This is a genomic window from Rhizobium sp. BK377, assembly GCF_014193935.1.
Classification (GTDB): Bacteria; Pseudomonadota; Alphaproteobacteria; order Rhizobiales; family Rhizobiaceae; genus Rhizobium.
In genome coordinates, this window is sequence record NZ_JACIAC010000001.1 from 837,375 (window position 1) to 859,915 (window position 22,541).

A 22,541-nucleotide genomic window follows, 5' to 3' on the forward strand; every position below is an offset into this window, starting at 1 on the left:
CATGTCCGGCGCGAACTTCGATCTCTTCTTCGAGCCGGCTTATGGGCGGGCGGTTCCGGTCGCCGAGAGCGTTCAGCGCCTGACGGCGAATAATCCGAGCCCCTTCACCTTCCGCGGTACGAACAGCTATATCGTCGGCGGCTCGTCGGTCGCAGTCATCGATCCGGGGCCGGAGGACGAGGCGCATTTCGAAGCGCTCATGGCAGCGCTTTCCGGCCGGCAGGTGACGCATATTTTCATCAGCCACACGCATCGGGATCACTCGCCGCTCGCAAGACGGCTGAAAGAGACAACGGGAGCGCTGACGGTCGGCGAAGGGCCGCACCGCCCGTCGCGGCCGCTGCGCGAGGGCGAGATCAACCTCTTTGCCGAGAGTTCGGATACGGATTTCGTACCCGACATCGCCATCGGCGACGGAGAGACGATTTCGGGTGACGGTTGGGCGCTGACGGGGGTGCTGACGCCCGGCCACACCGCTAATCACGCGGCCTTTGCGCTCGAGGGCAGCGGCATCCTGTTTTCGGCCGACCATGTGATGGCCTGGGCAACGACGATCGTGGCGCCCCCTGACGGTTCCATGGCGGACTATATGGCTTCGCTCGACAAGCTGATCGCCCGCGACGACAATCTGCTGCTGCCCGGCCATGGAGGGCCGGTGAAATCGCCTGCGCCTTTCGTGCGCGGGCTGAAGACGCATCGGCGCCTGCGGGAGCGCTCGATCATCGAGCGCATCCGGGCCGGAGACGGCACCATCCCCAAGATCGTCGATATGATCTACCGCGATACCGATAAGCGGCTGCATGGAGCGGCGGCACTTTCGGTGCTGGCGCATATCGAGGACCTGATGGAACGCGGCGAGGTAACGGCCGACGGGCCGCCTTCCCTCGTTGCGCATTATCAATTGGTGGGAGCCTGAAGATGGCGGCGCATTCGGATTACAGCTATCGCGACGACCCTTCGGTACCGGCCTTTGCGGACGACAAGCCGCTGATCCTCTTCGATGGCGAATGCGTCTTCTGCTCCGGCTGGGTGCAATTCCTGCTGAAGCGGGATAGGGAAAAACGCTACCGGTTCATCGTCGCCCAGACGCCGCTCGGCGAAGCGCTCTACCGGCATTACGGACTGGAGACGCGGGACTATGAAACCAATCTGCTGCTCGACAAGGGTCGCGCCTATTACAAATCGGACGCGACGATCCGGATGCTGGAGGGGCTCGGCATGCCGTGGGCTCTGGCCGGTGTGCTGCGGATCGTGCCGCGGCGGATTGCGGATGCGGCTTATGGGTTGGTTGCGCGCAACAGGTTCAGGATTGCCGGGCGGCGGGAGAGCTGTATGGTGCCGACGGTTGAGGTGCGGGAGAGGTTTTTGGGGTGAGGTGGTTCTGCACTCCTTCGTTGGCGCCAGGTGCTCGATATAGGACAGGTTCGCGGTAAGGGCGTTTTCGTGTGCCTCACCGTATCCCGGCCCTTCGCATGGCTCAGGGCGTTCGCCCCTGTAATCGATCCACTGGATCGATTACTGCCGCTTTGCGGCACCGGGGCTCACCCACCCGCGATCCCCAGTAGTTCGGAGTCGAGAGCACCAAGATACTGCTCGGCCACTTCGGCGCTGAAGCCGAGGTCGTGCTGGCCGTAACGGGAGGCGACGCGCACGTCGACAAAGGTGGTTTCGGCCTCTTCGCGCAGGCGGATGATGAAGTCGAAACGCAGGCCAAGGATGAAGGTGCGGGTCGTGCCCTGCAGAACCACGCCATTGGCGCCGCGGATCAGCTTTGCCACATCATCCACATAAGGGCGCGGTGTCGGCACGGGGATGACATCGGGCGAATCGGCGACACCGCTTTCCGGCTGGTTCGGAACGGGCTTGTCTTCCAGTTCGCGGCCGGGCGTCGTGTCGCCTTCACTCCTGGTGATGGTGATGCCGTTCTGCTTGGCGACCTTCTTGACTGCTTCGAGAACACGGTCGAGCGCGCCATCGTAGCGGCGGCCGGTAAGCTCCGGATAGGCGGCAAGCTGCCGCTCACGATCGCCTGATGTCACGACGGGATCACGCGGCAGCCAGATCTGGTCGGCCTGCGGCTGCGACAGCCAGTCGGGTATGGAGGCCGTATCCGTAGTCACGTCATAGATTGCCGGCAGGGTGACATAACGCTCCGCCGCAAAAACGCCGATACCGAGCGGAAAGGCGGCATAGATGAGGGCCGCCAATGCGTTCAGCCCGCCTTCGGCACCCGTCATCCAGAGGCTGCGCAGGCCGATAGCGGCAAGCAGGACGGCGAGAATCGCACAGCCGATGGAAACGAGCAGCAGCAGGACGAGATAGGGTGTCGCCAATCCGCCGAAGCGATGGGCAATCAGCACCGCCACCGAAAGCACAAGCGCAAACGCCCCGAAGTGTCGCGAAAAGCGGGCAGCGCTGGAAACGGGACGATCGAAACGGATGGCCATCAAAACTACCGGTTGGTCGGCGACGACGCATCGAATGGCGCCTGCTGCCAATGACTTTCCTACCGCATAATTCCTTAAATCGGAATCGATTTAAGGATGAAATCATGCGGTAATTCAAAGTGCTACAGCGTCCTTTACGCATCTGAAAAGACGCGCGGCGCTGTAGTGCAAAATTTGTCTAAATTGAAACTCTTGTCTGAGCATTGCCGACGCAATTCACGTTAAAGGTCCATGCCAAACGCTGGGCCACTTCCATAAGCTGTTGCTCATGCGCCGTAAAAAGGCCATTCTGCCGGGGTTTCATGCATGTCCCACGAAACAGGAGAGACAAATGATCTCGTCCGAGACGATGGAAAGGCAGCAGACATCCTCGCTTGGCGGAATTGAGCGCGGCGAACCGCTCTTACCGCTGGAGCTTCTCGAACTCGAACTCTCGCTGGAAGGCTATGCGGGCGGCGAGCCCGGCTTCTGTGAAGTTGTGCGCAAAGCGGCGATCGAAACCGGCGGCGAATTTCTCTTCGACCTGCCGGCGGCGGGCCTTGTGGAGGATTGCCGGCGAATCGCGGTCCTGCGCATCCCGACTTCGGACAAGAAGATGCGGGTGGTTCTGGCCCTGCTCGACCAGAACGGCACGGAGATCCGCATGCAGGCGCCCGATGAAAACAGCGAACATCTGGTGCGTTTCGCCGATGCCTTTGTCGAGGTCCTCGAACGGATCTGAATTCTAAAGCGTGACGCGATCTTACAGGTTCGCTTGCCCACGCTTCAGATCTTTGTTTTACGCATGTCGTTACCTCAAAAACCGCTGCATACTTTTGCGCGACATCCTAAAGCGCGTCGCGATCTTTCAGATCCGCTCGCTCCGCTTTAGGTCTTTGTTTTTACGCATGTCGTTGTCGCAAAACCGCTGCACACTTTTGCGCGACATGCTTTAGTTGCGCCCGGCTGCGGCTTCCGCCAGCGAGCGGAAGGGAAACTTGCGTCCGCATTCGCATTTCAACATGAACGTTTCCTGATGGACCGAGGGGCGCTGCACGAAGAAGCCGCGCGGCAGCTGATCCACCTTGAAGTCCGGATTTCTGCGTTTGGCGTCGTCGATCTCGGAAGCTTCGGCAAAGCCGCTATTGCCGCATTGCGGACAGGTGAGTTTCTTCGAGAATCGGTCGCGGATCGCCATGGTGCTCTTTCCAGTGCTGCTATCTTTGCTCTTACATAGGAACGCAAGGCGGCGAAATTGGAACCAAGCATGCATCCTGCCGTTCCTTTCCTAACGAAGGAGGCAATCATGCCGAACAGAGATCCAGTTCCCACACCAAGCGCCGAACCGCCGCTTGGTCCGCAGCCGACCCCTGATATTCCCGACCGAATTCAGAAAAAGCCGCCGGTGGATCCGGCGCAGGACCCGAACGAGCCGAAGAACCCGGAAGGCCGGCCGCTTGATCCGGCGCTGCTGCCGATTGGCGACCCGGCGGGAGCGGCCTGATATAGGTCGGTTGACGACAGCAGGCAGATGGATTTTCTTGGCGAGAGGTTCATGCTCAAGGAATAGACCGATGCGACCCTATGTTCTGCCGCTTCTTGCCGTCCTGGCCGCCGGGCTTGCCGCCTGCCAGACCCTGACGCCCGAGGAGCGCCGGGCACGTGATGAACAGACCTGTCTCGGCTACGGCTTCAAGCGTGGAACGGACGGCTTTGCCAGCTGCCTGCAGCGCATCGATCTCGACCGCCGCGCCCAGGCCCGCTACGATAGCGACTGGGTTATGGCGGACATGGCTTATAATCTGAACGGTCCCTACGTTTATCCGCGCTATTATCGCTACCGTCACTGAGCGCCCGAGATCACGGCCTGGGCTGCTGCAAGCCGCGCAATTGGCACGCGGAAGGGTGAGCAGGAGACATAGTCCAGGCCGATCGTCTCACAGAAACGGATCGAAGCGGGATCGCCCCCATGTTCGCCGCAAATGCCGAGCTTCATATCGTTGCGCGTGCGGCGGCCGCGCTCGGCTGCGATGCGGATCAGCTCTCCTACTCCATCGAAATCCAGAGATATGAAGGGATCGTGCTCGATGATGCCCTTACGCTGGTACGTGGGGATGAAGGCGGAGGCATCATCGCGTGAAATGCCGAAAGTGGTCTGCGTCAGGTCGTTGGTGCCGAAGGAGAAGAATTCGGCGGCCTCGGCGATAACGTGGGCACGCAATGCCGCACGCGGCAGCTCGATCATCGTGCCGACCAGATAATCGATGCGCATGCCGGCTTCCGACATGACGTCCCCTGCCACGGCATCGATCTTCGCCTTCACGTAATCGAGCTCGGAGCGTAGGCCGACGAGCGGGACCATGATTTCGGGAACGACCGCGGCCCCAGTTTCCTGTGCTGCGGCAACCGCCGCCTCGAAGATGGCGCGGGCCTGCATCTCGACGATTTCAGGATAGGAGATGGCGAGGCGGCAGCCGCGATGGCCGAGCATGGGATTGAACTCGTGCAGCGCATCGACACGCTGGCGGAGTGCTGCAGGTTCCATCCCCATGGCATAGGCGACTTCGGCCACCTCCTCATCCGTCTTCGGCAAGAATTCGTGCAATGGCGGATCGAGCAGGCGAATCGTCACCGGCAGGCCGTGCATGACGTTGAACAGGCCGGTGAAATCGCTCCGCTGCATGGGCAGGAGCTTGTCGAGCGCTACCCGCCTGCCCTGCTCATTGTCGGCCAGGATCATCTCACGCATGACATGGATGCGCTCGCCCTCGAAAAACATATGTTCGGTGCGGCAAAGGCCGATGCCTTCGGCGCCGAAGGAGCGGGCAGCGCGGGCATCTGCCGGCGTGTCGGCGTTGGTGCGCACGGTCATGCGCCGCGCGCGATCCGCCCAGGCCATGATGCGGCCGAAATCGCCTGACAGTTCCGGCTGGATCATCGGCACTTCGCCCTTCAGCACCTGGCCGGCGGAGCCGTCGATGGTGATGATATCACCTTTCTTCAGCGTCACGCCAATGCCGATCAGCCGCTCGTTGCGGGCATCGATACGCATGGTGCCGGCGCCAACGACGCAAGGGATGCCCATTCCGCGCGCAACGACGGCTGCATGGCTGGTCATGCCACCGCGCGTCGTCAGAATGCCTTCAGCCGCATGCATGCCGTGGATGTCTTCGGGGCTGGTCTCGACGCGCAGCAGGATTACCTTGCGACCTTCCGCCTCTGCCTCGACGGCCTCCTCCGCCGTGAAGACGATCTCGCCGGTGGCCGCCCCCGGCGAGGCCGGCAGGCCCGAGCCGATCACTTGGCGGCTGACGCGCGGATCGATAGTGGGATGCAGGAGTTGATCGAGCGTCGACGGCTCGATTCTCAGGACGGCCTCGTCCTCGGTAATGACACCTTCATCCACCATGTCGACGGCGATCTTCATGGCAGCCCGTGTCGAGCGCTTTCCCGAACGCGTCTGCAGCATCCAGAGCTTGCCGCGCTCGATGGTAAACTCGATGTCCTGCATGTCGCGGTAATGGGATTCGAGTTCGGCGCAGATACGGCCGAATTCGGCAAAGGCCTCAGGCATCAGCTTTTCCATCGAGGGCTTCTCGGAACCTGAGGCGATCCGCCCCTCCTCTGTGATGCTTTGGGGGGTGCGGATGCCGGCGACCACGTCTTCGCCCTGCGCATTCACCAGGAATTCACCGTAGAGGATCTTCTCGCCTGTCGAAGGATTGCGGGTGAAGGCAACACCAGTCGCAGAGGCATTGCCGAGATTGCCGAAGACCATGGCCTGGATATTGACGGCCGTGCCCCAAGCTTCCGGAATATTGTGAAGCTGGCGATAGGTGACGGCACGTGCGCTCATCCAGCTTGCAAACACCGCGCCGACTGCGCCCCAGAGCTGCACCGCAGGGTCCTGCGGGAAGGCCTCGCCGAGTTCTTCCTCGATCAGCGCCTTGTAGAGCGAAACGACATGCTGCCATTCCGTCGCGCTGAGCTCAGTATCGAATTCGTGGCCAAGGCGCGCCTTCTCGTCTTCGAGAATTTCTTCGAAGAGATCGTTGCCGAGTCCCATGACGACATCGGCATACATCTGGATGAAGCGGCGATAGCTGTCCCAGGCAAAGCGTGCGTCGCCGGCATCATGACCGAGCGCCTGCACCGTCTCGTCATTTAGGCCGAGGTTGAGCACCGTATCCATCATGCCCGGCATAGAGACGCGCGCGCCTGAGCGAACGGAGAGCAAAAGAGGTCGGTTGCCCGCGCCGAAACGTCGTCCGGTTATCTCCTCGATACCGGCAATGCCTGCGAGCACCTGCTTTTTCAGATCAGGGTCGATCTTGCGGCCGTTCTTGTAATAGGTGGTGCAGGCTTCACTGACGATGGTGAGGCCGGGAGGAACGGGGAGGCCGAGGCTGCACATTTCGGCGAGATTGGCGCCCTTGCCGCCAAGTATCTCCTTATCTCGCGCCCGGCCTTCAGCCTGCCCGTTGCCGAACGTATAGACCCACTTGGTCATCTTCCCCCCAACACTATTTCGGGAACCAGCTTAATCCCTTGGTGCTGAAATGAAAATCGACAAATGCGGCGAAATGTTGCGCTGCACAATAAATCCTGGCAGGCTATGAAATCAAACGATTGAAACTCATGAGGCGCAGCGAATGCGCACAAAAAAAGCTTTGCGGGACTGCAACAACGGTCCCGCAAAGCCTTGTTTCCGTCCGGCCAGGAAAACCGGACGGGGGGTCCAATATGGATTGTGACTTCGGTCCCCACCCCAGCCCGAAGACAGCGTTGCAAATTCCACAGTACGCAACGACCGATTGCTACTTCTCCGCAACGGCCCGGTTGCGATAAAACAACTTCTAATGCAATGCGCATAAAAGAGCATCACCCAAATGGGGTACGTACCCTATGTCAGGGTGACCTTTTTTGGTCTTTAATTAAAATGCCGCGTCAAGCCGTTTCGCGGAGACGCTCTGCAGTCTGCAAGTCGACCGAGACGAGCTGAGAAACACCCTGCTCAGCCATCGTGACGCCAAAGAGGCGATTCATGCGGGCCATGGTGATGGGGTTGTGGGTGATGATGACGAATCGCGTCTCGGTCGAGGCCGCCATCTCGTCCATCAGATTGCAATAGCGCTCGACGTTGTGATCGTCGAGCGGCGCGTCGACCTCGTCCAGCACGCAGATCGGCGCGGGATTAGTGAGGAAGACGGCAAAGATCAGCGCCATGGCCGTCAGCGCCTGTTCGCCGCCTGACAGCAGCGTCATGGTTTGCGGCTTCTTGCCCGGCGGACGGGCGAGAATTTCGAGACCGGCTTCAAGCGGATCGTCGGATTCGATCAGTTGCAGTTCTGCCGTGCCACCGCCGAAGAGGTGGGTGAAGAGGCGCTGGAACTGAGCATTGACGACATCAAAGGCGGCGATCAGGCGTTCACGGCCTTCGCGGTTCAGGCTCTGGATCGCACCGCGCAGCTTTCTGATGGCGTCGATGACGTCATCACGTTCCCTGATGAGCGCTTCCAGCTTCTCGCTGAGTTCCTTCTGCTCCTCGTCGGCGCGAAGGTTGACGGCGCCCAAGCGCTCCCGCTCGATCCGCAGCCGCTCAACCTCGCGTTCGACCTCGCGCGGATCCGGCAACGTCTGCAGTCCCGGCCGGTCGGCAAGGCGCATCGCCTCATGGGGCTGGACGTTCAGTGTCTCACGAATGCGCTGCTCGCTCTCCTGCCGTTTCTCGCGTGCGGAGACGAGGCGCTCCTCGGCCCGGCCGCGGCGCTCGCGGCTTTCGGCAAGTTCAGAGAGCGCGGTTGCCGCCTGGTGGTCGGCATCGCGCTGCAGCAGTTCGGCTTGCGCAAGGAGATCGGCAGCATGGCGGCGGGCTTCGTCGGCCTTCTGCAGCTCTGTCAGCAAGGCGCGGCGCTTGTCGTCGAATTCATCAGGCGCCATTTCGAGTTCGGCAGCCTCCTCTCGGGCCTCCTCCTCGCGCTCACGCAGCGTGGCGATGTGGTCCTCGGCGCTGGCTGCACGCTGGCGCCACGTCTCACGCTCCTGGCCAATGGCGGCGATGCGGCGCTGGCGGGCCTCGTTTTCACGGTTCAGGCTCTCGTGGCGGGCGCGGGCTTCAGCGAGCGCGCCGCGATCCGTTGCGACCTCGGCTTGCTGGAAGCGCAGCCGGTCGTCGAGCGCGGTCAGATCAGGTGCATCTTCCAGCTCGATGCGGGCATTTTCCTCCTGAACGGCGACATCCTCAAGCTGCGCCTGCAACTGGCTGACGGCTTCGGCGATGACATCGCGGCGGCGAATGAGATCGCCAGAGGCACGCTCGGCAACAGCCAGCGCCTCTCGCGCCTCGGCCAGATGGCGGGCGGACAAGCGGCTCATATCGCGGGCTTCGGTGAGCCTGCGCTCCTGCTCGCGAATGGTATCGGCGGCAGCGGCAAGACGCTCCTCAGCCTCCGTCAGAACGTCGCGGGCAACCTCCACCTCGCCTTCCAACTCGGCAAGACGATTCTTCTGGGCAAGGCGCAAGGCTGCAGCGCTCGGCGCGTCCGCGCCGGCGACGTGACCATCCCAGCGATAGACGGCGCCGTCCTTGGTCACCAGGCGCTGGCCGGCCTTGAGTTCCTTCACCAGACGCGGCGCGTCGGCATCAGCCACCAGACCGATCTGGCGCAGGCGGCGGATCAGCGCGGCGGGCGCGCGGACATGGTTCAGCAGCGGCTCGGCGCCAGTGGGAAGCGCTGGATCGCCAGAGCCATCGCCGTTCTCCGACCAGTGGGCAGGCGCATTCGGATCAAGCGGGGATTCGAGATCGTCTCCGAGAGCGGCACCAAGTGCCGTCTCGAATCCGCGATCGACCTTCAGCTCCTCGGCGACGGGCGGAAACTCGCCTGCTGCAGCGCCGGCCAGCATGCGCTGGATGGTGCGGGCCTCCGTTTCCAGCGCGTTGAGCTTGCCGCGCGCCTGCTCGACCGGAGCGCGGGAGAGCGCTTCCGTCTCGCGTGCCATGGCAAGTGCCTGCTCGACGGAGTGGATTGTCGTCTCGGCCTCGGCTAGGGCCACTTCGCCCGCCTCGACCATCGCTCGCTTCTCGTCCGGGTCCGGCAGAACTGCGATCTTCTGCTCGATGCCGGCAAGTTCGCGGTTTGCTTCGTCCATCTGGCGCTCAAGTCGCAACTTGCGATCGGCGAGATCACGGATGGCGCGCTCCAGCTGATTGCGGCCGGCAGCGGCTTCAGCACGTTCTGCCGTCAGGCTGGTGAAGAGGCGTTCGCTGTCGGCGAGCTTTGCGGCCGCCTCTTCGAAAGCCTGCCGCGTCTCTTCGGCATAACGGCCGGAATCGGCGAGGATTTCGACGATATCGGCCTCTTCGGCATCGAGTCTTGCCAAGATAGCGGCATTGTCGACAACGAGCCGTTCCTCGCGCCTGATGTCTTCGGAAAGCTGCGCGAGACGGCGCGTAAGCTCGTCGCGACGGCGCAGGATGCGGTTGGCATCCTCTTCGAGCTGGCTGCGGGCGATCTGCAGGCGCTGGAGTGCGGCAGCCGCCCTCGCCTCGCCTTCGCGCAATTCGGGCAGCTTCAGGGCGGCGATGCCCTGATTCTTTGCCGCATCCATCTGGATCTGCGCCTTTTCGGCGACGGCCACGGTTGCCTGGTTGAGCGCGCTATCGGCCTCGGCTTCAGCCTCCTTCGCCTGCATCCAGCGGATATGCAATAGCATTGCCTCGCGGGCGCGGATATCGGCAGAGAGCGTCTTGAAGCGGTTTGCCTGGCGGGCCTGCCGCTTCAGGCTCTCGATCTGGCTTTCGAGCTGCGAGGTGACATCGTCGAGACGCTCGAGATTGCTTTCGGCGGCACGCAGACGAAGCTCGGCCTCGTGACGGCGGGAATGCAGGCCGGAGATGCCCGCCGCTTCTTCCAGGAGCTGGCGACGAGCCTGTGGCTTTGCAGCGATCAACTCGCCGATGCGCCCCTGCCCAACCATGGAAGGAGAGCGGGCGCCGGTGGAGGCATCGGCAAAGAGCAGCTGCACATCCTTGGCGCGGCTTTCCTTGCCATTGATGCGGTAGATCGAGCCCTGTTCGCGCTCGATACGGCGGGTGACCTGAATTTCATCGCTGTCGTTGAAGGCCGCAGGGGCGGTGCGCTCGCCATTGTCGAGATAGAGGCCGACTTCAGCGGTGTTGCGCGCCGGCCGGTTTCCCGAGCCGGAGAAGATCACGTCGTCCATGCCTGACGCGCGCATGTTCTTGTAGGAATTCTCGCCCATGACCCAGCGCAAGGCCTCGACGAGATTGGATTTGCCGCAACCGTTCGGGCCGACGACGCCCGTCAGGCCGCGCTCGATGATGAATTCGGTCGGTTCGACGAAGGATTTGAAGCCGACAAGGCGGAGCTTGTTGAACTTCATGCTACGGCCTCACCAAACGAAAAAGCGGGCGCACGGCTTTCGCCGTCGCCCGCCTTCGCAAAACGGCACGGATCAGAGGAGGCTGTCGATGAGGGCCGACATGGTGTCAACCGGCATGTCTCCAGAATAGCGCTTGCCATTGATGAGGAACGTCGGCGTGGCGTTGACGCCAAAATCCTTGGAACCCCGTTCCCGCGTGGCATTCACTTCATCCAGCAGCTTCTGGTTCGTCAAGCACTTCGTGAAGCTATCCTCAGTAAATCCGGCAAGCTTCGACATCTGCAGCAGCGCGGCGCGGCCATCATCGGCGGCAGCCCAGACCTGCTGCTGCTTGAAGAGCATTGCGACCATCGGGAAATACTGTTCCGGCGTTGCCAGCTCTTCAGGCTTCTGCGGATTGCAGCGGGCGAGCATGAAGGCGGCGGCAGCGCGCGGATCGAAGGGGAATTCGCGCAGGACGAACTCGACCTTGCCGGTGTCGACGTATTTCTGCTTGATCGTATCGAAGGTGGTGTTGTGGAAGTGGGCGCAGTGCGGGCAGGTCATCGACATATATTCGACGATCTTGACCGGAGCATCGGTCTTGCCCAGCGCCATTTCCGGTAGCGCGCCAGGGGTCATGACCTTGGCCATGTCGACATCGCCATCCGGCTTCGGGATTTCGGCGGCTGCCTGCGCCGTACCGTATACCGCCATGGACGCGGTTGCGGCGGCGACACCGCCCAGAAGCTGGCGTTTCGTCAGTTGCATTTCAGAGATGCGCATGGGTTCCCCATAAACAAGTGTGGCAGCTAGTTGTGCGATATAACGGCAGCAAGCCGCGAACAAGGCACGCTTCGCCAACTTTCTTCAAAGAATTGTGACCTGCGAAAGACGAAGCCGCAGATCAGTGGACAAATCAATCATTCCCGGAAGGCATATTTCGCCCCGCCTCGACGCTTTTCTGCTGGTAGCCCAAGGTGACCGTCATGGGCTTGCTACGGCTTTTTACCGAGAACCGCCGTCCCGAGGCGAGCAATCGCCTGTCTGATTTTTTCGTCCTCCAAGCCCTGCATCATATTCTCCAGTTTCCGGGCAGCCTCGCCCTTCAGTGGCGGCGGTGTTCGGGAGCGTTTGACCGGCTGATAGACCGGCTTCTGGACGATGCGGAGCTGGTGGACGGCGGCGAAGCCGAAGAAGCTGTTGATGCGCTGAATGAGCTCGCCCTGCGCATGGGTCAGAAAAAGGGCGCGTGCGCCTTCGCAGGCGACGGTCAGCACGCCGGGGCGAAAGCTGCCGTCATCGCCACCGCGCGCCCAGGCGATTTTTTCGGGCCGGGTGCAATCGGCGAAATCCTCGCCGGCGATTTCGTCCCAGGAACCGAGGAGCGCGCTGTTGATGCCGGCACGGCGGGCGAGAACGGGATCGATGATGCCGTTCGTCAGCTCGGAAATCTGCTTCCCATCTTTGCGTGGATTACTCATTGAAACCTTGGTAAACGGCATCCAGTCGCGGTGGCCGGCTTGATCCCATCGCGTTGCTTCGCCAAGTATAGAGCACTTCCCCCGATCGCGGCAAATAATGACGATACGCACACCGGACGCGCCGACCGCCTCCCCTCTTCTCGAATGGTACGACCGCCATCATCGCGACCTGCCCTGGCGGGTTTCGCCGCCGATGGCCAAGCGCGGCGTCAAGGCCGATCCCTATCACGTGTGGCTGTCCGAGGTGATGCTACAGCAGACGACGGTGCAGGCGGTAAAACCCTACTTCGCCAATTTCCTGGCGAAATGGCCGTCGGTGACGGATCTCGCCGATGCGCCTGTTGAAGCGGTGATGGCCGCCTGGGCGGGGCTTGGCTATTATGCGCGTGCGCGCAACTTGAAGAAATGCGCCGAAGCCGTTGCGAGCCAGCATAGTGGCGTCTTTCCCGATACCGAAGAGGGCCTGAAAGCCTTGCCCGGCATCGGCGATTATACGGCGGCGGCAGTGGCGGCGATTGCCTTCAACCGGCAGGCGGCCGTGATGGACGGCAATGTGGAGCGGGTGATCTCGCGGCTCTATGCCATCGCCACGCCGCTTCCAGCCGCCAAGCCGCTGATGCGCCAGAAAGTGGCTCTGCTGACGCCAGCCGACCGGCCCGGCGATTTCGCTCAGGCGATGATGGATCTCGGCGCCACGATCTGCACGCCGAAGCGAACGGCCTGTTCGCTCTGTCCCTTCAACGGATCGTGCGAGGCGCTCAGGCTCCATGATCCTGAGCAGTTTCCAGTCAAGGCCGCCAAGAGGGAAAAGCCGATCCGGCGGGGTGCGGCCTTCGTGGCGGTCACCTCCGATGGCGATATCCTGCTTCGGCGGCGGATCGAAAGCGGCTTGCTGGGCGGCATGACGGAAATTCCGACGACGGCATGGACTGCGCGGCAGGACGGCGAGACCTCAGCCGAAGCGGCGCCCTTCAAGGCCGATTGGGAGAGCGCCGGCAGCGTCACCCACGTCTTCACGCATTTCGAGCTCAGGCTTTCGATCTTCCGCGTAACAGTCCCTGCCCCTGTCCAGACCAATAACGGATGGTGGGAGCCGGTTATAAATCTTGAAGCTCAGGCGCTGCCGACCATCATGAAAAAAGCGATCGCAGCGGCTATTCCTCTCGCGTTCAAAACAGCCAAGGGATGACTATGGCAAACGACATCAAGCATATCGTTTTCGATATTGGCAAAGTTCTCATTCATTACGATCCGCATATTCCCTTCAGCCGCCTTATTCCCGACGAGGCCGAACGCAACTGGTTTTTTGCCAATGTCTGCACGCACGACTGGAACATCGAGCAGGACCGCGGCCGCACCTGGGCCGATGCCGAGGCATTGCTGATCGAACAGCATCCGGCCCGCGAAGAGCATATCCGCGCCTTCCGCAAGAACTGGCACGAGATGGTGCCGCATGCCTATGAAGACAGCGTTTCGATCATGGAAGGTTTTATCAACGAGGGCCGGGACGTGACGATGCTGACGAACTTTGCCTCCGACACGTTCCGCGAGGCGCAGGAACGCTTCCCCTTCCTCAAGAAGCCGCGCGGCGTGACCGTTTCCGGCGATGTCGGCCTCATCAAGCCCGATATCGCGATCTATGAGACGCATGTGAAGAGCTTCGATCTCGATCCGGCCGCGACGATCTTCATCGATGACGCACCTGCCAATGTCGAGGGTGCCAAGGCTGCCGGCTGGAACGCAGTGCTTTTTACCGGCGCCGACAAATTGCGCGCCGATCTCGCCACCTATGGACTGAAGGCCTGAGCCATGTCTTTCGATCCCGCTAAGGCCATCGACCGTTTCCACGCGGCGATCAACGATCTCGATTTTCCCGAGATTGAGAACTGGTTTGCCGAAGACGCGACCTACGTCTCCAACGGTGTCGGCAGCCTTGCCGGCCGGGCCGAGATCATGGCCGCCTTCCGCCGCTACTTCGATGATTATCCTGATCAGACCGCGGAGAATTCGCTGGTTGAGACGTTGACGCCGCTTTCAGGCCGGGCCGTGTGGTCCGTTCGGGCAACGCACAGCAAAACCGGAAAGCCGTTGATCCGCGAAGGCGAGGAGACGATCACCTTTAACGAGGACGGTAAGGTCACGCGCGTCGACGTGACTGATTACCAGGAGTTTTGAAGCGGCAAGAGCCTGGAAACAGGAGGCCCGGGGTTTTTACTGCCCCGGGCCTCTTATTGCCTCTTCCGTAACTGGAGGTACAAACCGGAAGAAGAGGTCGTTCGGCCTTGCAAGGATGTCGCTCAACCCACCTTTGCTAGGTCACTGCGGATGACGGACCTGAGATCATCGATCGGGCGCAGCGATTGCCCGTCGTCGAAGTGCCAGAAAGTCCATCCGTTGCATGCGTCAAGGCCTTGCACTTTCGCGCCAAGGCGATGAATTGAGCCTGCCTCGCCGCCGGCGGCGACCGTGCCATCGGCGCGCACCACGGCGCTATAGCGCCGCTTGGCATCCGTCAGCACCTGGCCGGGCTTGATGAGGCCGCTTTCGACCAGCACGTTAAAGGCGACGCGCGCCTCGGCCTTCTTGCCGGTCATCACAGTCAGTTCTGCCTTGCCGAGCGGCTCGACGGCGGCGATGCGGGCGGAGGCCGCGTCGATATAATCCTGCTCGCGCTCGATTCCGACGAAGTGGCGCCCGAGACGCTTGGCGACGGCGCCCGTCGTTCCCGAACCGAAGAAGGGATCGAGGATGATATCACCAGGCTTGGATGAAGCCATGATGACGCGGGCGAGCAAGGCTTCCGGCTTCTGTGTCGGGTGGACTTTCTTGCCGTTGTCGCCCTTCAGGCGCTCGTTGCCGCTGCAGATCGGAAAGAGCCAGTCGGAACGCATCTGCACGTCGTCATTGGCAGCCTTCATGGCATCGTAATTGAAGGTGTAGCCCTTGGCCTTGGCGTTCGGGCTTGCCCATATCATCGTCTCATGGGCATTCTGGAAGCGGCGGCCCTTGAAATTCGGCATCGGATTGGTCTTGCGCCAGACGATGTCGTTCAGGATCCAGAAGTTCAGATCCTGCAGCGTGGCACCGACGCGGAAGATGTTGTGATAGGAGCCGATGACCCAGATCGTGCCCGTCGGCTTCAGCACGCGGCGGCAGGCGAGCAGCCAGGCGCGGGTAAAGGCGTCGTAGGCCTCGAAGGAGGCGAACTGATCCCAGTCGTCATCGACGGCATCGACCAACGACTGGTCCGGCCGGTGCAGCGTGCCGCCGAGCTGGAGGTTGTATGGCGGATCGGCGAAGATGACGTCGACGGACTGGCTTGGAAGAGCCTCAAGGGCTGCAACGCAATCACCCTTGATGATCGTGTCGATCCAAGAGCCCGGCTTGACGGAAGTCTTGAGGTCGGCAAGCGGAAATACAGACGCCATGTGGATACTCACTCATACGCTTTACGCTTAACTATCCGTTATGGTTACGCAAGTTGGTTACCAAAGCCTGAAGCACCGACCCGTTTTGGGAAAAAACTATTCCACTTGGCTAAAAGTGAGAGGTGGACCGACGGATCGGCCCGCTTCGAATTCATTCCGCCGCCTGCTGTATGTGAAACTGCCTGCTATCGTCAGGGGCCTCCGTGCGATCGCTCATGCCGTAGTCCCTGACGACATGAGCAATGCGCAAGCGATAATCGGCGAAAATGCCGTTGCGGCCGGCTTTTTGCGCGGCCCGATGGACTTCGCGGTTGCGCCACTTCTGCACCGCCTCTTCATCCCGGAAGAAGGGAAGCGAGAGGATCTTGCCGCGCATTGTCAGGCTCTCGAAGCGCTCGATCGAGATGAAGCCGTCGATCTTTTCGAGTTCGGATGTGAGCTCGCCGGCGAGATCAAGATATTTGTGGCGCTCGCCGAGATAGGGGATGACTTCGAAGATGACGGCGATCATGGCAGCACCAGCATCGCATGCGGGGCCGAGACGTTCTTCAGAAAGATACGGTCCTCCTTCAGGATGAAGCGTTCGCGGCGGGCGAATTCATAGTTCTCCTTGCCGAGCGGATCGGCTGTAAGCCGTGCGCGATAGGCCTCGTAGGCGGCGAGGTTTTCGATGTTGTAGACACCGTAAGCCGTTGTTGCCGAGCCCTCGTGCGGGCCGTAATAGCCGATCAGATCGGCGCCGTTTTTCGGAATCGCCTGCCCCCAGTTGCGGGCATATTCGGCAAAGGCATCCTTGCGGAAGGGGTCGATCTCGTAGCGGATGAAGCAGGTGATCATCGGTTTCTCCTTTCGTATGAGAGGAGTTTCGCATATTGCCGTACGAGAATGCTTCGGTTACGATCGAAGTATGAAAGAAGGACCCGACATTGCGCAGATCGGCGCGCTCATCGGCGATCCGGCGCGCGCCAATATGCTCGCGGCGCTGACCGGCGGCCGCAACCGAGCTTGCGGCAGCTGGCGGCATCACGCTGCCAACGGCAAGCACGCATCTTTCGAAGCTGGAAGGCGGCGGCTTGCTTGCCCAGCGCAAGCAGGGGCGGCACCGCTATTTCACGCTTGCCGATGAGGCCGTGGCGCGGCTGATCGAAAGCATGATGGGATTTGCGGCTAGCCGGGGGCATCTGCGCCACCAGCCCGGCCCGAAGGATCCGGCGCTGCGCAAGGCGCGCATCTGCTACGACCATCTCGCAGGCGATTTTGGCGTGCGCATGCTGGACAGCCTCGTTGCGTCGGGATCGATCGATGCCATCGGCGACGGGCTCGCGGTGACGGCCAAGGGCGAGAGCGATCTGCAGTGCATCGGCATCGATGTCGGCAGCCTCAAATCCTCGCGCCGGCCGCTCTGCCGCTCCTGCCTCGACTGGAGCGAACGCCGCGCCCACCTCGCCGGCAGTCTCGGCAAGGCGTTGCTTTCGAATTTCATGGAAAAGGGTTGGGCGCGGCGAATGCCGGAAAGCCGCTCGGTGGTCTTTTCACCGGAAGGCGAGCGTCAGTTTCTGAAGTTGTTTCCGCTGGAAAACTAGCAGGCGCAACCAACGTGTTCCTGAAGTGATTGCGCGCGACGGTGCCGCAGAGCTCGCTCCATTCGCAATCTTCGCAAGCATTACGGATAGTATCGGCAGCGAAGGCGCGGCGTAATCTTTTCAGCAGCGCTTCATCCGGAATAAGGCGACTTCCCTGCTCTATCCGGACGCCTAGAAGTTTGCCTACGGCCTCGGCGGCAGCTTCATCCCTGGCCTTCGGACCAGGCAGGAGGCAATGCGCAGAAGCCTCGGACAGCAGGGGCGCGCAGATATCGTCTGGGCCGGAGAGGATTTCGATCTCCTCTCCGGCCGAGAGGCGCTCTGCGATGCGGCGGTAGTTGGCGGTGAAGGCCGGAGTGTAGCCTTCGCCGACAAACGTCAGCATGCAGAGCAGATGATGGGCGCGCAGCCTGACGGTCAATGCAGTTCTGTCCGGCCGCCGTACATGCGGATGCCTTTGAGCACCGCCGCAGCGAGTGCGGACTTCAGCACGCCGCCGAGGATGAAGGGCGCAACGCCGAGCAGCCAGCCTTTTTCCGCGCCGATCAGAGAGGCGAGATAGAGGCCGCCGAGGGCGAGGCAGAAGATGTTTGCGGCAAGATGCGCGGTGAAGCTGCGCACGACGTTGTCACCGGTCCAGCCGCGCTCGGCGAGCCAGCCGACCATCAGCGCCATCAGCGGAAAGGCGACGAGATAACCGGCGGTCGGGCCGGCAAAGGGCGCAAGACCGCTGGAGCCGTTTGCCAGTACCGGTGCGCCGAGCATGGCTTCGCCGAGCCAGGCGAGGACGGTGAGCGCACCGAGACGCCAGCCATAGAGCGCACCGATCATGGTGACGGCAAAGGTCTGCATGGTGATCGGCACCGGCACCATCGGCACCGAGATCTGCGAGGCAAGGGCCAACACCAGCGTGCCGGCGAGAACGAAGAGATATTTGACGACAATCGACCGTGCGGACAGGCGCAACGGATCAAAAGCGATTGTACGGGACTGGTCAGAGAGGGACATGAATTCTCCTTTTCAAAATTATAGATAATTTTTGACTCCCATCTATTTGATGACGGAGATTCTTACACAACGCAAGAGCAGGCGTGCGGATTCGAATGCAGCCGAGCCATAGATGAGCGCAATAGCGCCAAAACGGCCGTAAAAATGAGCACACTTCGTTCTGAAATTATCTATAATTTTGGAATTCAGCCGACGATAGCAAAGGCTTCCCGCTCGCCGCTCTTCTGAGCGGGCTGCGGAGCGCGCCCGATCCATTGCACATGCTTCTGCAGGATGACGGCAGCCTCATCGGCTCTGCCCTGGCGAAGTGCAGCAAGGATAGCACGATGGTCGTGATCGGTCCGCTTTTCCCAACCCGAACGCCAGGCTGAAAACAGGAAGCGGGCGCTTGCCGCATGCAGGTCGTCGATCGAAGCCAGCAGGCGCGGCATGGCGCAAGGGGTGAGGATCAGGCGGTGGAAGCGGCGGTTTGCGTCTTCCCAGGCGTGGACATCGGCAGCGGCATCCCCCTCGCGTGTCGCCTCTTCCGCGGCATCGAGGATGGCGGGCGTCAGGTGGCGGCCGGCGTGCTTCAGGGCAAGAACTTCGAGGGCGGCGCGCATTTCCGCCACTTCGCGCACTTCGGCGAGATTGAAGGACGCGACGCGCACACCACGGCGCGGCTCGCTAATCGCCAAGCCTTGCGCTTCGAGCCGGCGAAAGGCCTCGCGCACCGGCACATGGCTGGTCTCGAATTCCTCGGCGATGTGGTCCTGCCGGAGACGGGCGCCGGGAGCGAGTTCACCATGCACGATACGATCTGCAAGCACGCGGGCAATACGCGCGGCGATGGTGTTGTCTTCGGGTTCGCTGCTCATTGTCATCCAGTAGCGAGCCCTGCAGGGCTTGTCGAGGTGGCATGAAAGCTGCTCTCCGCAAAGCTGCCCGCGCCGCGCAATCCAGCCATGCCCCGTCGCCGGTTGAGCTTTCGGCTATCATCGTGTAAAGCCGCATCATCCCCGAACAAGGCATGAGTACATGGACGGCTTCGACCTCATCATCTTCGACTGCGACGGCGTTCTGGTCGATTCCGAAATCATCGCAGCGGACGTCGAATCCAAGCTGCTGACGGAGGCGGGCTATCCGATCAGCGTCGAGGAGATGAACGAACGTTTTGCTGGCCTCACCTGGCAAGACATCCTCTTCCAGATCGAACGGGAAGCCAGCATCCCGCTCTCTGCATCGCTCATCGATCAGTCGCAGAAGCTTCTGGACATCCGGCTCGAACAGGAAGTCCAGGCCATTCCCGGCGTCGAATTTGCTGTCAGCCGCCTGTCGATGAAGCGCTGCATCTGCTCGAACTCCTCGAGCCGGCGGCTCGACATGATGCTGAGCAAGGTCGGCCTGAAGAAGCTTTTCGCGCCCAATATCTTCTCAGCAAAGGATCTCGGCCCCGACCGCGCCAAACCGAAGCCAGATATCTATCTGCACGGCGCCAGCCAGATGGGCGTTCCGCCCTCCAAAACGGTCGTCGTCGAAGATTCCACCCATGGCGTCCATGCCGCGCGCGCTGCGGGCATGCGAGTGATCGGCTTCACCGGCGGCTCGCATACTTACCTCTCGCATGCCGACAAGATGACGGATGCGGGCGCGGAGACGGTCATCTCGCGGATGAACGATCTGCCGGGCGTGGTCGCCGCGCTGGCGGAATGGGAAGGCGTGCTTTAGGGCACAGCCTTCTAGTCTTTACACAAGCTGAACGTCGAACTCGTAGACCTACGGGGCTCTTTCACATCCAAATGATCGCTAGCCACGCAGCCGCACATCCCGCGTCGCCACGGTGTCTCCAACTGCATTAGGTCGCGAGCAACCGATTGCTTAGCTGCTCTTCTTTTTGGAATTTTTGGCGTTCTTGGCTGGCTGGGTATCGAAGCCAACGTTGACGCGAACCAGCGCGCCCGAGCCGACCGGCATCTTGACGCCTTCGTGGCGGAAGATGACCTGAGCTGCCGGCGCGCCCGGCGGAATTTCGGTCGGGAAATTGATGACTTCCGACGACAGCACGTCCTGGCCGTCCAGCACGGAGATGCGGATCGGCAGGGTAACCGGACCCGGAGTACCGCCCGGACCGGCGACGAGGCGAAGCTTGGCCACGACAGTCATCGAAAGCGCTGTATCGTTCAGGGTGCACTGGCGGGTGTAGTCGCTAAAGGACGCCTGGAAGACGACCTGCTGCGGATCGCCGGTCTTTGCGCCCTTGGCATAGGTGCGATAGATCGCGTCCTGGTCACGCATGAAGATCTGCGGGCAGGCGCCTTGCACGACGGGGGCGACGTTGCCTCGTGCGGTGACGCCGGTGCCGATCGGTGCCTGATTCGACGAAGGGTTGGTCGGCGCGACCGGCATGATCTGGGCTTTGCCGTTCGGTTGAAGCGGAGCGGGGCCGCTGCTCGCAGCTGCGGCTTCAGGCTTGCTGTCGCCGCCAAGGCCGAGCGAATTGCAGCCGGCAAGAGCCGCAAGAAGCGATGCGGAAACGATGAGACGAGAGACCTTGCCGAGCACGATATTCCACCCCTTGCAAACGCTTTTCTTCTAGGTTCCTGCAGGTTATTGCGACTTTCGCGCAAGGCCTTTCATGACAGTTGGCGATGGTCTATATCAGCGGCGCAAAGAAAAATCGATTGGGTAAGCACCGTTTTGATGCACTTTTCGGCGCCGGATGCGGGCAACTTCAATAGGATACCTGCGACACTGCCCCGACAGGCCGTTAAGCCTCCTCTTTTCGGCGGAACGGCAGCGTCCCGTTTGCGCGCCGAATTTCTCCAGCCATAGATCAAGGATGACGACCGTGGACTATATCTCGACCCGTGGCGAGGCCCCTTCCCTCGGCTTTTGCGACGCCCTTCTGACGGGTCTGGCGCGCGACGGCGGGCTCTACGTTCCCCGCAAATGGCCGAGCTTTTCCAAAAAGGAAATCCGGGCGCTGCGCGGCAAGAGCTATCAGGAGATCGCGTTTACCATCCTTTCGCCCTTCACCAATGGAGAAATCCCCGACGAAACCTTCCGGTCGATGATCGATGATGCCTACGGCACCTTCCGCCATCCGGCGATCGCGCCACTGGTGCAGACCGGCCCGAACAGCTTCGTCATGGAACTCTTCCACGGCACGACGCTCGCCTTCAAGGACGTGGCGATGCAGCTTCTTGCCCGCCTGATGGATTACGCTCTGGAAAAGCGCGGCGAAAGAGCGACCATCGTCGGCGCCACCTCGGGCGATACGGGTGGCGCTGCGATCGATGCTTTCGCCGGCCGTGAGCGCACCGACATCTTCATCCTCTTCCCACATGGCAAGGTCTCACCGGTACAGCAGCGGCAGATGACGACGTCAACTGCCGGCAATGTGCATGCGCTGGCTGTCGAGGGCAATTTCGACGATTGCCAGACCCTCGTCAAAGCCATGTTCAATGACGTTACCTTCCGCGACAAGGTGAAGCTTTCGGGCGTCAACTCGATCAACTGGGCGCGCATCATGGCCCAGATCGTCTATTATTTCACGACGGCGGTGGCACTCGGGGGACCGGACCGGAAAATCTCGTTCACAGTGCCTACAGGGAATTTCGGCGATATCTTCGCCGGCTACTGCGCCAAGCGCATGGGCCTGCCGATTGACAAACTCGTCATCGCCACCAATGAGAACGATATCCTGGCGCGGACGCTGAAGACCGGCCGCTACGATATGAAAGCGGTGAAGGCTACGACTTCGCCTTCCATGGATATACAGATATCCTCGAACTTCGAGCGGCTGCTGTTCGAAGCCTATGACCGGGACGCCTCCAAGGTTCGCGCCGCAATGGAAAGCCTCAAGCAATCCAATGGTTTCGAAATTTCGCCCGAAGCACTGAAATTCATCAGGAAGGATTTCCGGGCCGGCCGCGCGAGCGAACGCCAAGTGGCGGAAACGATCCGCAAGACCTATGCTGAAACCGGCTATCTGCTCGATCCGCATTCAGCGATCGGCGTCTTCGTCGCCGCCAAGCGGGAAAAGCCTGATACCCTCATGGTGACGCTTGCGACTGCGCATCCGGCGAAATTCCCCGCTGCCGTAAAATCCGCCTCCGGTATTGACCCGGCGCTTCCGACGTGGCTTGCTGATGTGATGCACAGGGAGGAGCGCTTCCAGATCATCGAGCCCGAGCTCAAAGCGGTTGAAACCTTTATCGGCAAGCATGCCCGCAGCTAGATGACGGC

The 22,541-nt window shown here is 61.4% G+C and carries 23 protein-coding genes and 1 pseudogene; 11 read left to right on the forward strand and 13 right to left on the reverse strand.

Going from position 1 to position 22,541, the window contains the following annotated elements; genetic code table 11:
* The first annotated feature begins 1 nt into the window (after position 1).
* Entirely contained in the window at positions 2-916 is a 915-nt protein-coding gene (locus FHT92_RS04195; RefSeq protein WP_183822741.1) for an MBL fold metallo-hydrolase, read from the forward strand.
* Positions 917-918: 2 nt separating this feature from the next.
* On the forward strand, positions 919-1,374 hold the full coding sequence (locus FHT92_RS04200; protein WP_183822742.1) for a thiol-disulfide oxidoreductase DCC family protein: 456 nt from the start codon (positions 919-921) through the stop codon (positions 1,372-1,374).
* 167 nt (positions 1,375-1,541) lie between these two features.
* Here FHT92_RS04200 and FHT92_RS04205 read toward each other — a convergent pair whose 3' ends face one another.
* Positions 1,542-2,447, reverse strand: a complete 906-nt coding sequence (locus FHT92_RS04205; protein WP_183822743.1) for a DUF1499 domain-containing protein — start codon at positions 2,445-2,447, stop codon at positions 1,542-1,544.
* Between the two features lie 331 nt (positions 2,448-2,778).
* Here FHT92_RS04205 and FHT92_RS04210 point away from each other — a divergent pair, with 331 nt between their 5' ends.
* Positions 2,779-3,168 carry a hypothetical protein gene (locus FHT92_RS04210; protein ID WP_183822744.1) on the forward strand — a complete coding sequence of 130 codons (390 nt, stop codon included), beginning with the start codon at positions 2,779-2,781 and terminating at the stop codon, positions 3,166-3,168.
* A gap of 210 nt (positions 3,169-3,378) precedes the next feature.
* Here the strand turns inward: FHT92_RS04210 and FHT92_RS04215 are convergent, their stop codons facing one another.
* Entirely contained in the window at positions 3,379-3,624 is a 246-nt protein-coding gene (locus tag FHT92_RS04215) for a hypothetical protein (RefSeq protein WP_183745064.1), read from the reverse strand.
* Between the two features lie 108 nt (positions 3,625-3,732).
* Here FHT92_RS04215 and FHT92_RS04220 point away from each other — a divergent pair, with 108 nt between their 5' ends.
* The gene (locus FHT92_RS04220; protein WP_183822745.1) at positions 3,733-3,930 is read left to right on the forward strand and encodes a hypothetical protein; all 198 of its coding nucleotides are present in this window, start codon (positions 3,733-3,735) and stop codon (positions 3,928-3,930) included.
* A gap of 70 nt (positions 3,931-4,000) precedes the next feature.
* Complete coding sequence (locus FHT92_RS04225) at positions 4,001-4,276, forward strand: hypothetical protein (RefSeq protein ID WP_183822746.1); 276 nt, start codon at positions 4,001-4,003, stop codon at positions 4,274-4,276.
* Here FHT92_RS04225 and ppdK read toward each other — a convergent pair.
* From ppdK to FHT92_RS04245, 4 genes are all read right to left on the reverse strand, one after another.
* Positions 4,270-6,936, reverse strand: a complete 2,667-nt coding sequence (gene ppdK / locus FHT92_RS04230) for a pyruvate, phosphate dikinase (RefSeq protein WP_183822747.1) — start codon at positions 6,934-6,936, stop codon at positions 4,270-4,272. The genes FHT92_RS04225 and ppdK overlap by 7 nt on opposite strands.
* Before the next feature lie 437 nt (positions 6,937-7,373).
* Positions 7,374-10,832, reverse strand: a complete 3,459-nt coding sequence (locus tag FHT92_RS04235; RefSeq protein WP_183822748.1) for a chromosome segregation SMC family protein — start codon at positions 10,830-10,832, stop codon at positions 7,374-7,376.
* A gap of 72 nt (positions 10,833-10,904) precedes the next feature.
* On the reverse strand, positions 10,905-11,597 hold the full coding sequence (locus tag FHT92_RS04240) for a DsbA family protein (RefSeq protein ID WP_183745076.1): 693 nt from the start codon (positions 11,595-11,597) through the stop codon (positions 10,905-10,907).
* 212 nt (positions 11,598-11,809) lie between these two features.
* Positions 11,810-12,295, reverse strand: a complete 486-nt coding sequence (locus tag FHT92_RS04245) for a DUF721 domain-containing protein (protein WP_183822749.1) — start codon at positions 12,293-12,295, stop codon at positions 11,810-11,812.
* A 97-nt stretch (positions 12,296-12,392) separates the two neighbouring features.
* On the opposite strand from FHT92_RS04245, the gene mutY reads away from it, so the two are divergent.
* The 3 genes from mutY to FHT92_RS04260 are packed head-to-tail and all read left to right on the forward strand — an operon-like array spanning position 12,393 to position 14,470.
* Positions 12,393-13,484 carry an A/G-specific adenine glycosylase gene (mutY, locus tag FHT92_RS04250; RefSeq protein WP_183822751.1) on the forward strand — a complete coding sequence of 364 codons (1,092 nt, stop codon included), beginning with the start codon at positions 12,393-12,395 and terminating at the stop codon, positions 13,482-13,484.
* A gap of 2 nt (positions 13,485-13,486) precedes the next feature.
* Positions 13,487-14,101, forward strand: coding sequence for an HAD family hydrolase (locus tag FHT92_RS04255; protein WP_183822753.1), 615 nt, complete (start codon positions 13,487-13,489; stop codon positions 14,099-14,101).
* A gap of 3 nt (positions 14,102-14,104) precedes the next feature.
* Entirely contained in the window at positions 14,105-14,470 is a 366-nt protein-coding gene (locus FHT92_RS04260) for a nuclear transport factor 2 family protein (RefSeq protein WP_183745087.1), read from the forward strand.
* 122 nt (positions 14,471-14,592) lie between these two features.
* Here FHT92_RS04260 and FHT92_RS04265 read toward each other — a convergent pair whose 3' ends face one another.
* The 3 genes from FHT92_RS04265 to FHT92_RS04275 form a co-directional block, all read right to left on the reverse strand.
* A complete protein-coding gene (locus tag FHT92_RS04265; protein ID WP_183822755.1) occupies positions 14,593-15,723 on the reverse strand; it encodes a site-specific DNA-methyltransferase in 1,131 nt (376 codons plus the stop codon).
* 151 nt (positions 15,724-15,874) lie between these two features.
* On the reverse strand, positions 15,875-16,234 hold the full coding sequence (locus FHT92_RS04270) for an antibiotic biosynthesis monooxygenase family protein (protein WP_183822757.1): 360 nt from the start codon (positions 16,232-16,234) through the stop codon (positions 15,875-15,877).
* Entirely contained in the window at positions 16,231-16,560 is a 330-nt protein-coding gene (locus tag FHT92_RS04275) for an NIPSNAP family protein (RefSeq protein ID WP_183745096.1), read from the reverse strand. Before FHT92_RS04275 ends, FHT92_RS04270 begins: the two co-directional genes overlap by 4 nt.
* Positions 16,561-16,630: 70 nt before the next feature.
* On the opposite strand from FHT92_RS04275, the pseudogene FHT92_RS04280 reads away from it, so the two are divergent.
* A pseudogene (locus tag FHT92_RS04280) lies at positions 16,631-17,306 on the forward strand (ArsR/SmtB family transcription factor).
* Here FHT92_RS04280 and FHT92_RS04285 read toward each other — a convergent pair.
* From FHT92_RS04285 to FHT92_RS04295, 3 genes are all read right to left on the reverse strand, one after another.
* Entirely contained in the window at positions 17,203-17,691 is a 489-nt protein-coding gene (locus FHT92_RS04285) for a DUF1284 domain-containing protein (protein WP_312858750.1), read from the reverse strand. The pseudogene FHT92_RS04280 and the gene FHT92_RS04285 overlap by 104 nt on opposite strands.
* A 32-nt stretch (positions 17,692-17,723) precedes the next feature.
* Positions 17,724-18,314 carry a biotin transporter BioY gene (locus FHT92_RS04290; RefSeq protein WP_183822761.1) on the reverse strand — a complete coding sequence of 197 codons (591 nt, stop codon included), beginning with the start codon at positions 18,312-18,314 and terminating at the stop codon, positions 17,724-17,726.
* Positions 18,315-18,499: 185 nt separating this feature from the next.
* Positions 18,500-19,171: a GntR family transcriptional regulator gene (locus FHT92_RS04295; RefSeq protein WP_409527130.1), complete on the reverse strand. Its 672-nt coding sequence runs from the start codon at positions 19,169-19,171 to the stop codon at positions 18,500-18,502.
* A gap of 160 nt (positions 19,172-19,331) precedes the next feature.
* Between FHT92_RS04295 and FHT92_RS04300 the strand changes: the two genes are divergently transcribed.
* Positions 19,332-20,021, forward strand: a complete 690-nt coding sequence (locus FHT92_RS04300; protein ID WP_183822765.1) for an HAD family hydrolase — start codon at positions 19,332-19,334, stop codon at positions 20,019-20,021.
* A 150-nt stretch (positions 20,022-20,171) separates the two neighbouring features.
* Here the strand turns inward: FHT92_RS04300 and FHT92_RS04305 are convergent, their stop codons facing one another.
* Positions 20,172-20,858, reverse strand: coding sequence for a hypothetical protein (locus FHT92_RS04305; RefSeq protein ID WP_183823823.1), 687 nt, complete (start codon positions 20,856-20,858; stop codon positions 20,172-20,174).
* A gap of 274 nt (positions 20,859-21,132) precedes the next feature.
* Here FHT92_RS04305 and thrC point away from each other — a divergent pair, with 274 nt between their 5' ends.
* Positions 21,133-22,533, forward strand: a complete 1,401-nt coding sequence (gene thrC, locus FHT92_RS04310) for a threonine synthase (protein WP_183822767.1) — start codon at positions 21,133-21,135, stop codon at positions 22,531-22,533.
* Positions 22,534-22,541: the final 8 nt, after the last annotated feature.

Excerpts from the sequence above, each read along its gene's own strand:
- mutY (WP_183822751.1), top strand. The coding sequence starts at position 12,393 with ATGACGATACGCACACCGGACGCGCCGACCGCCTCCCCTCTTCTCGAA.
- FHT92_RS04215 (WP_183745064.1), bottom strand. The coding sequence starts at position 3,624 with ATGGCGATCCGCGACCGATTCTCGAAGAAACTCACCTGTCCGCAATGC.
- FHT92_RS04275 (WP_183745096.1), bottom strand. The coding sequence starts at position 16,560 with ATGATCACCTGCTTCATCCGCTACGAGATCGACCCCTTCCGCAAGGAT.
- FHT92_RS04265 (WP_183822755.1), bottom strand. The coding sequence starts at position 15,723 with ATGGCGTCTGTATTTCCGCTTGCCGACCTCAAGACTTCCGTCAAGCCG.
- FHT92_RS04285 (WP_312858750.1), bottom strand. The coding sequence starts at position 17,691 with ATGCTGACGTTTGTCGGCGAAGGCTACACTCCGGCCTTCACCGCCAAC.
- FHT92_RS04195 (WP_183822741.1), top strand. The coding sequence starts at position 2 with ATGTCCGGCGCGAACTTCGATCTCTTCTTCGAGCCGGCTTATGGGCGG.
- FHT92_RS04210 (WP_183822744.1), top strand. The coding sequence starts at position 2,779 with ATGATCTCGTCCGAGACGATGGAAAGGCAGCAGACATCCTCGCTTGGC.
- FHT92_RS04290 (WP_183822761.1), bottom strand. The coding sequence starts at position 18,314 with ATGTCCCTCTCTGACCAGTCCCGTACAATCGCTTTTGATCCGTTGCGC.
- FHT92_RS04295 (WP_409527130.1), bottom strand. The coding sequence starts at position 19,171 with ATGAGCAGCGAACCCGAAGACAACACCATCGCCGCGCGTATTGCCCGC.
- FHT92_RS04260 (WP_183745087.1), top strand. The coding sequence starts at position 14,105 with ATGTCTTTCGATCCCGCTAAGGCCATCGACCGTTTCCACGCGGCGATC.
- FHT92_RS04205 (WP_183822743.1), bottom strand. The coding sequence starts at position 2,447 with ATGGCCATCCGTTTCGATCGTCCCGTTTCCAGCGCTGCCCGCTTTTCG.
- FHT92_RS04240 (WP_183745076.1), bottom strand. The coding sequence starts at position 11,597 with ATGCGCATCTCTGAAATGCAACTGACGAAACGCCAGCTTCTGGGCGGT.
- FHT92_RS04235 (WP_183822748.1), bottom strand. The coding sequence starts at position 10,832 with ATGAAGTTCAACAAGCTCCGCCTTGTCGGCTTCAAATCCTTCGTCGAA.
- FHT92_RS04245 (WP_183822749.1), bottom strand. The coding sequence starts at position 12,295 with ATGAGTAATCCACGCAAAGATGGGAAGCAGATTTCCGAGCTGACGAAC.
- FHT92_RS04220 (WP_183822745.1), top strand. The coding sequence starts at position 3,733 with ATGCCGAACAGAGATCCAGTTCCCACACCAAGCGCCGAACCGCCGCTT.
- FHT92_RS04200 (WP_183822742.1), top strand. The coding sequence starts at position 919 with ATGGCGGCGCATTCGGATTACAGCTATCGCGACGACCCTTCGGTACCG.
- FHT92_RS04270 (WP_183822757.1), bottom strand. The coding sequence starts at position 16,234 with ATGATCGCCGTCATCTTCGAAGTCATCCCCTATCTCGGCGAGCGCCAC.
- ppdK (WP_183822747.1), bottom strand. The coding sequence starts at position 6,936 with ATGACCAAGTGGGTCTATACGTTCGGCAACGGGCAGGCTGAAGGCCGG.
- FHT92_RS04300 (WP_183822765.1), top strand. The coding sequence starts at position 19,332 with ATGGACGGCTTCGACCTCATCATCTTCGACTGCGACGGCGTTCTGGTC.
- FHT92_RS04225 (WP_183822746.1), top strand. The coding sequence starts at position 4,001 with ATGCGACCCTATGTTCTGCCGCTTCTTGCCGTCCTGGCCGCCGGGCTT.
- thrC (WP_183822767.1), top strand. The coding sequence starts at position 21,133 with ATGACGACCGTGGACTATATCTCGACCCGTGGCGAGGCCCCTTCCCTC.
- FHT92_RS04255 (WP_183822753.1), top strand. The coding sequence starts at position 13,487 with ATGGCAAACGACATCAAGCATATCGTTTTCGATATTGGCAAAGTTCTC.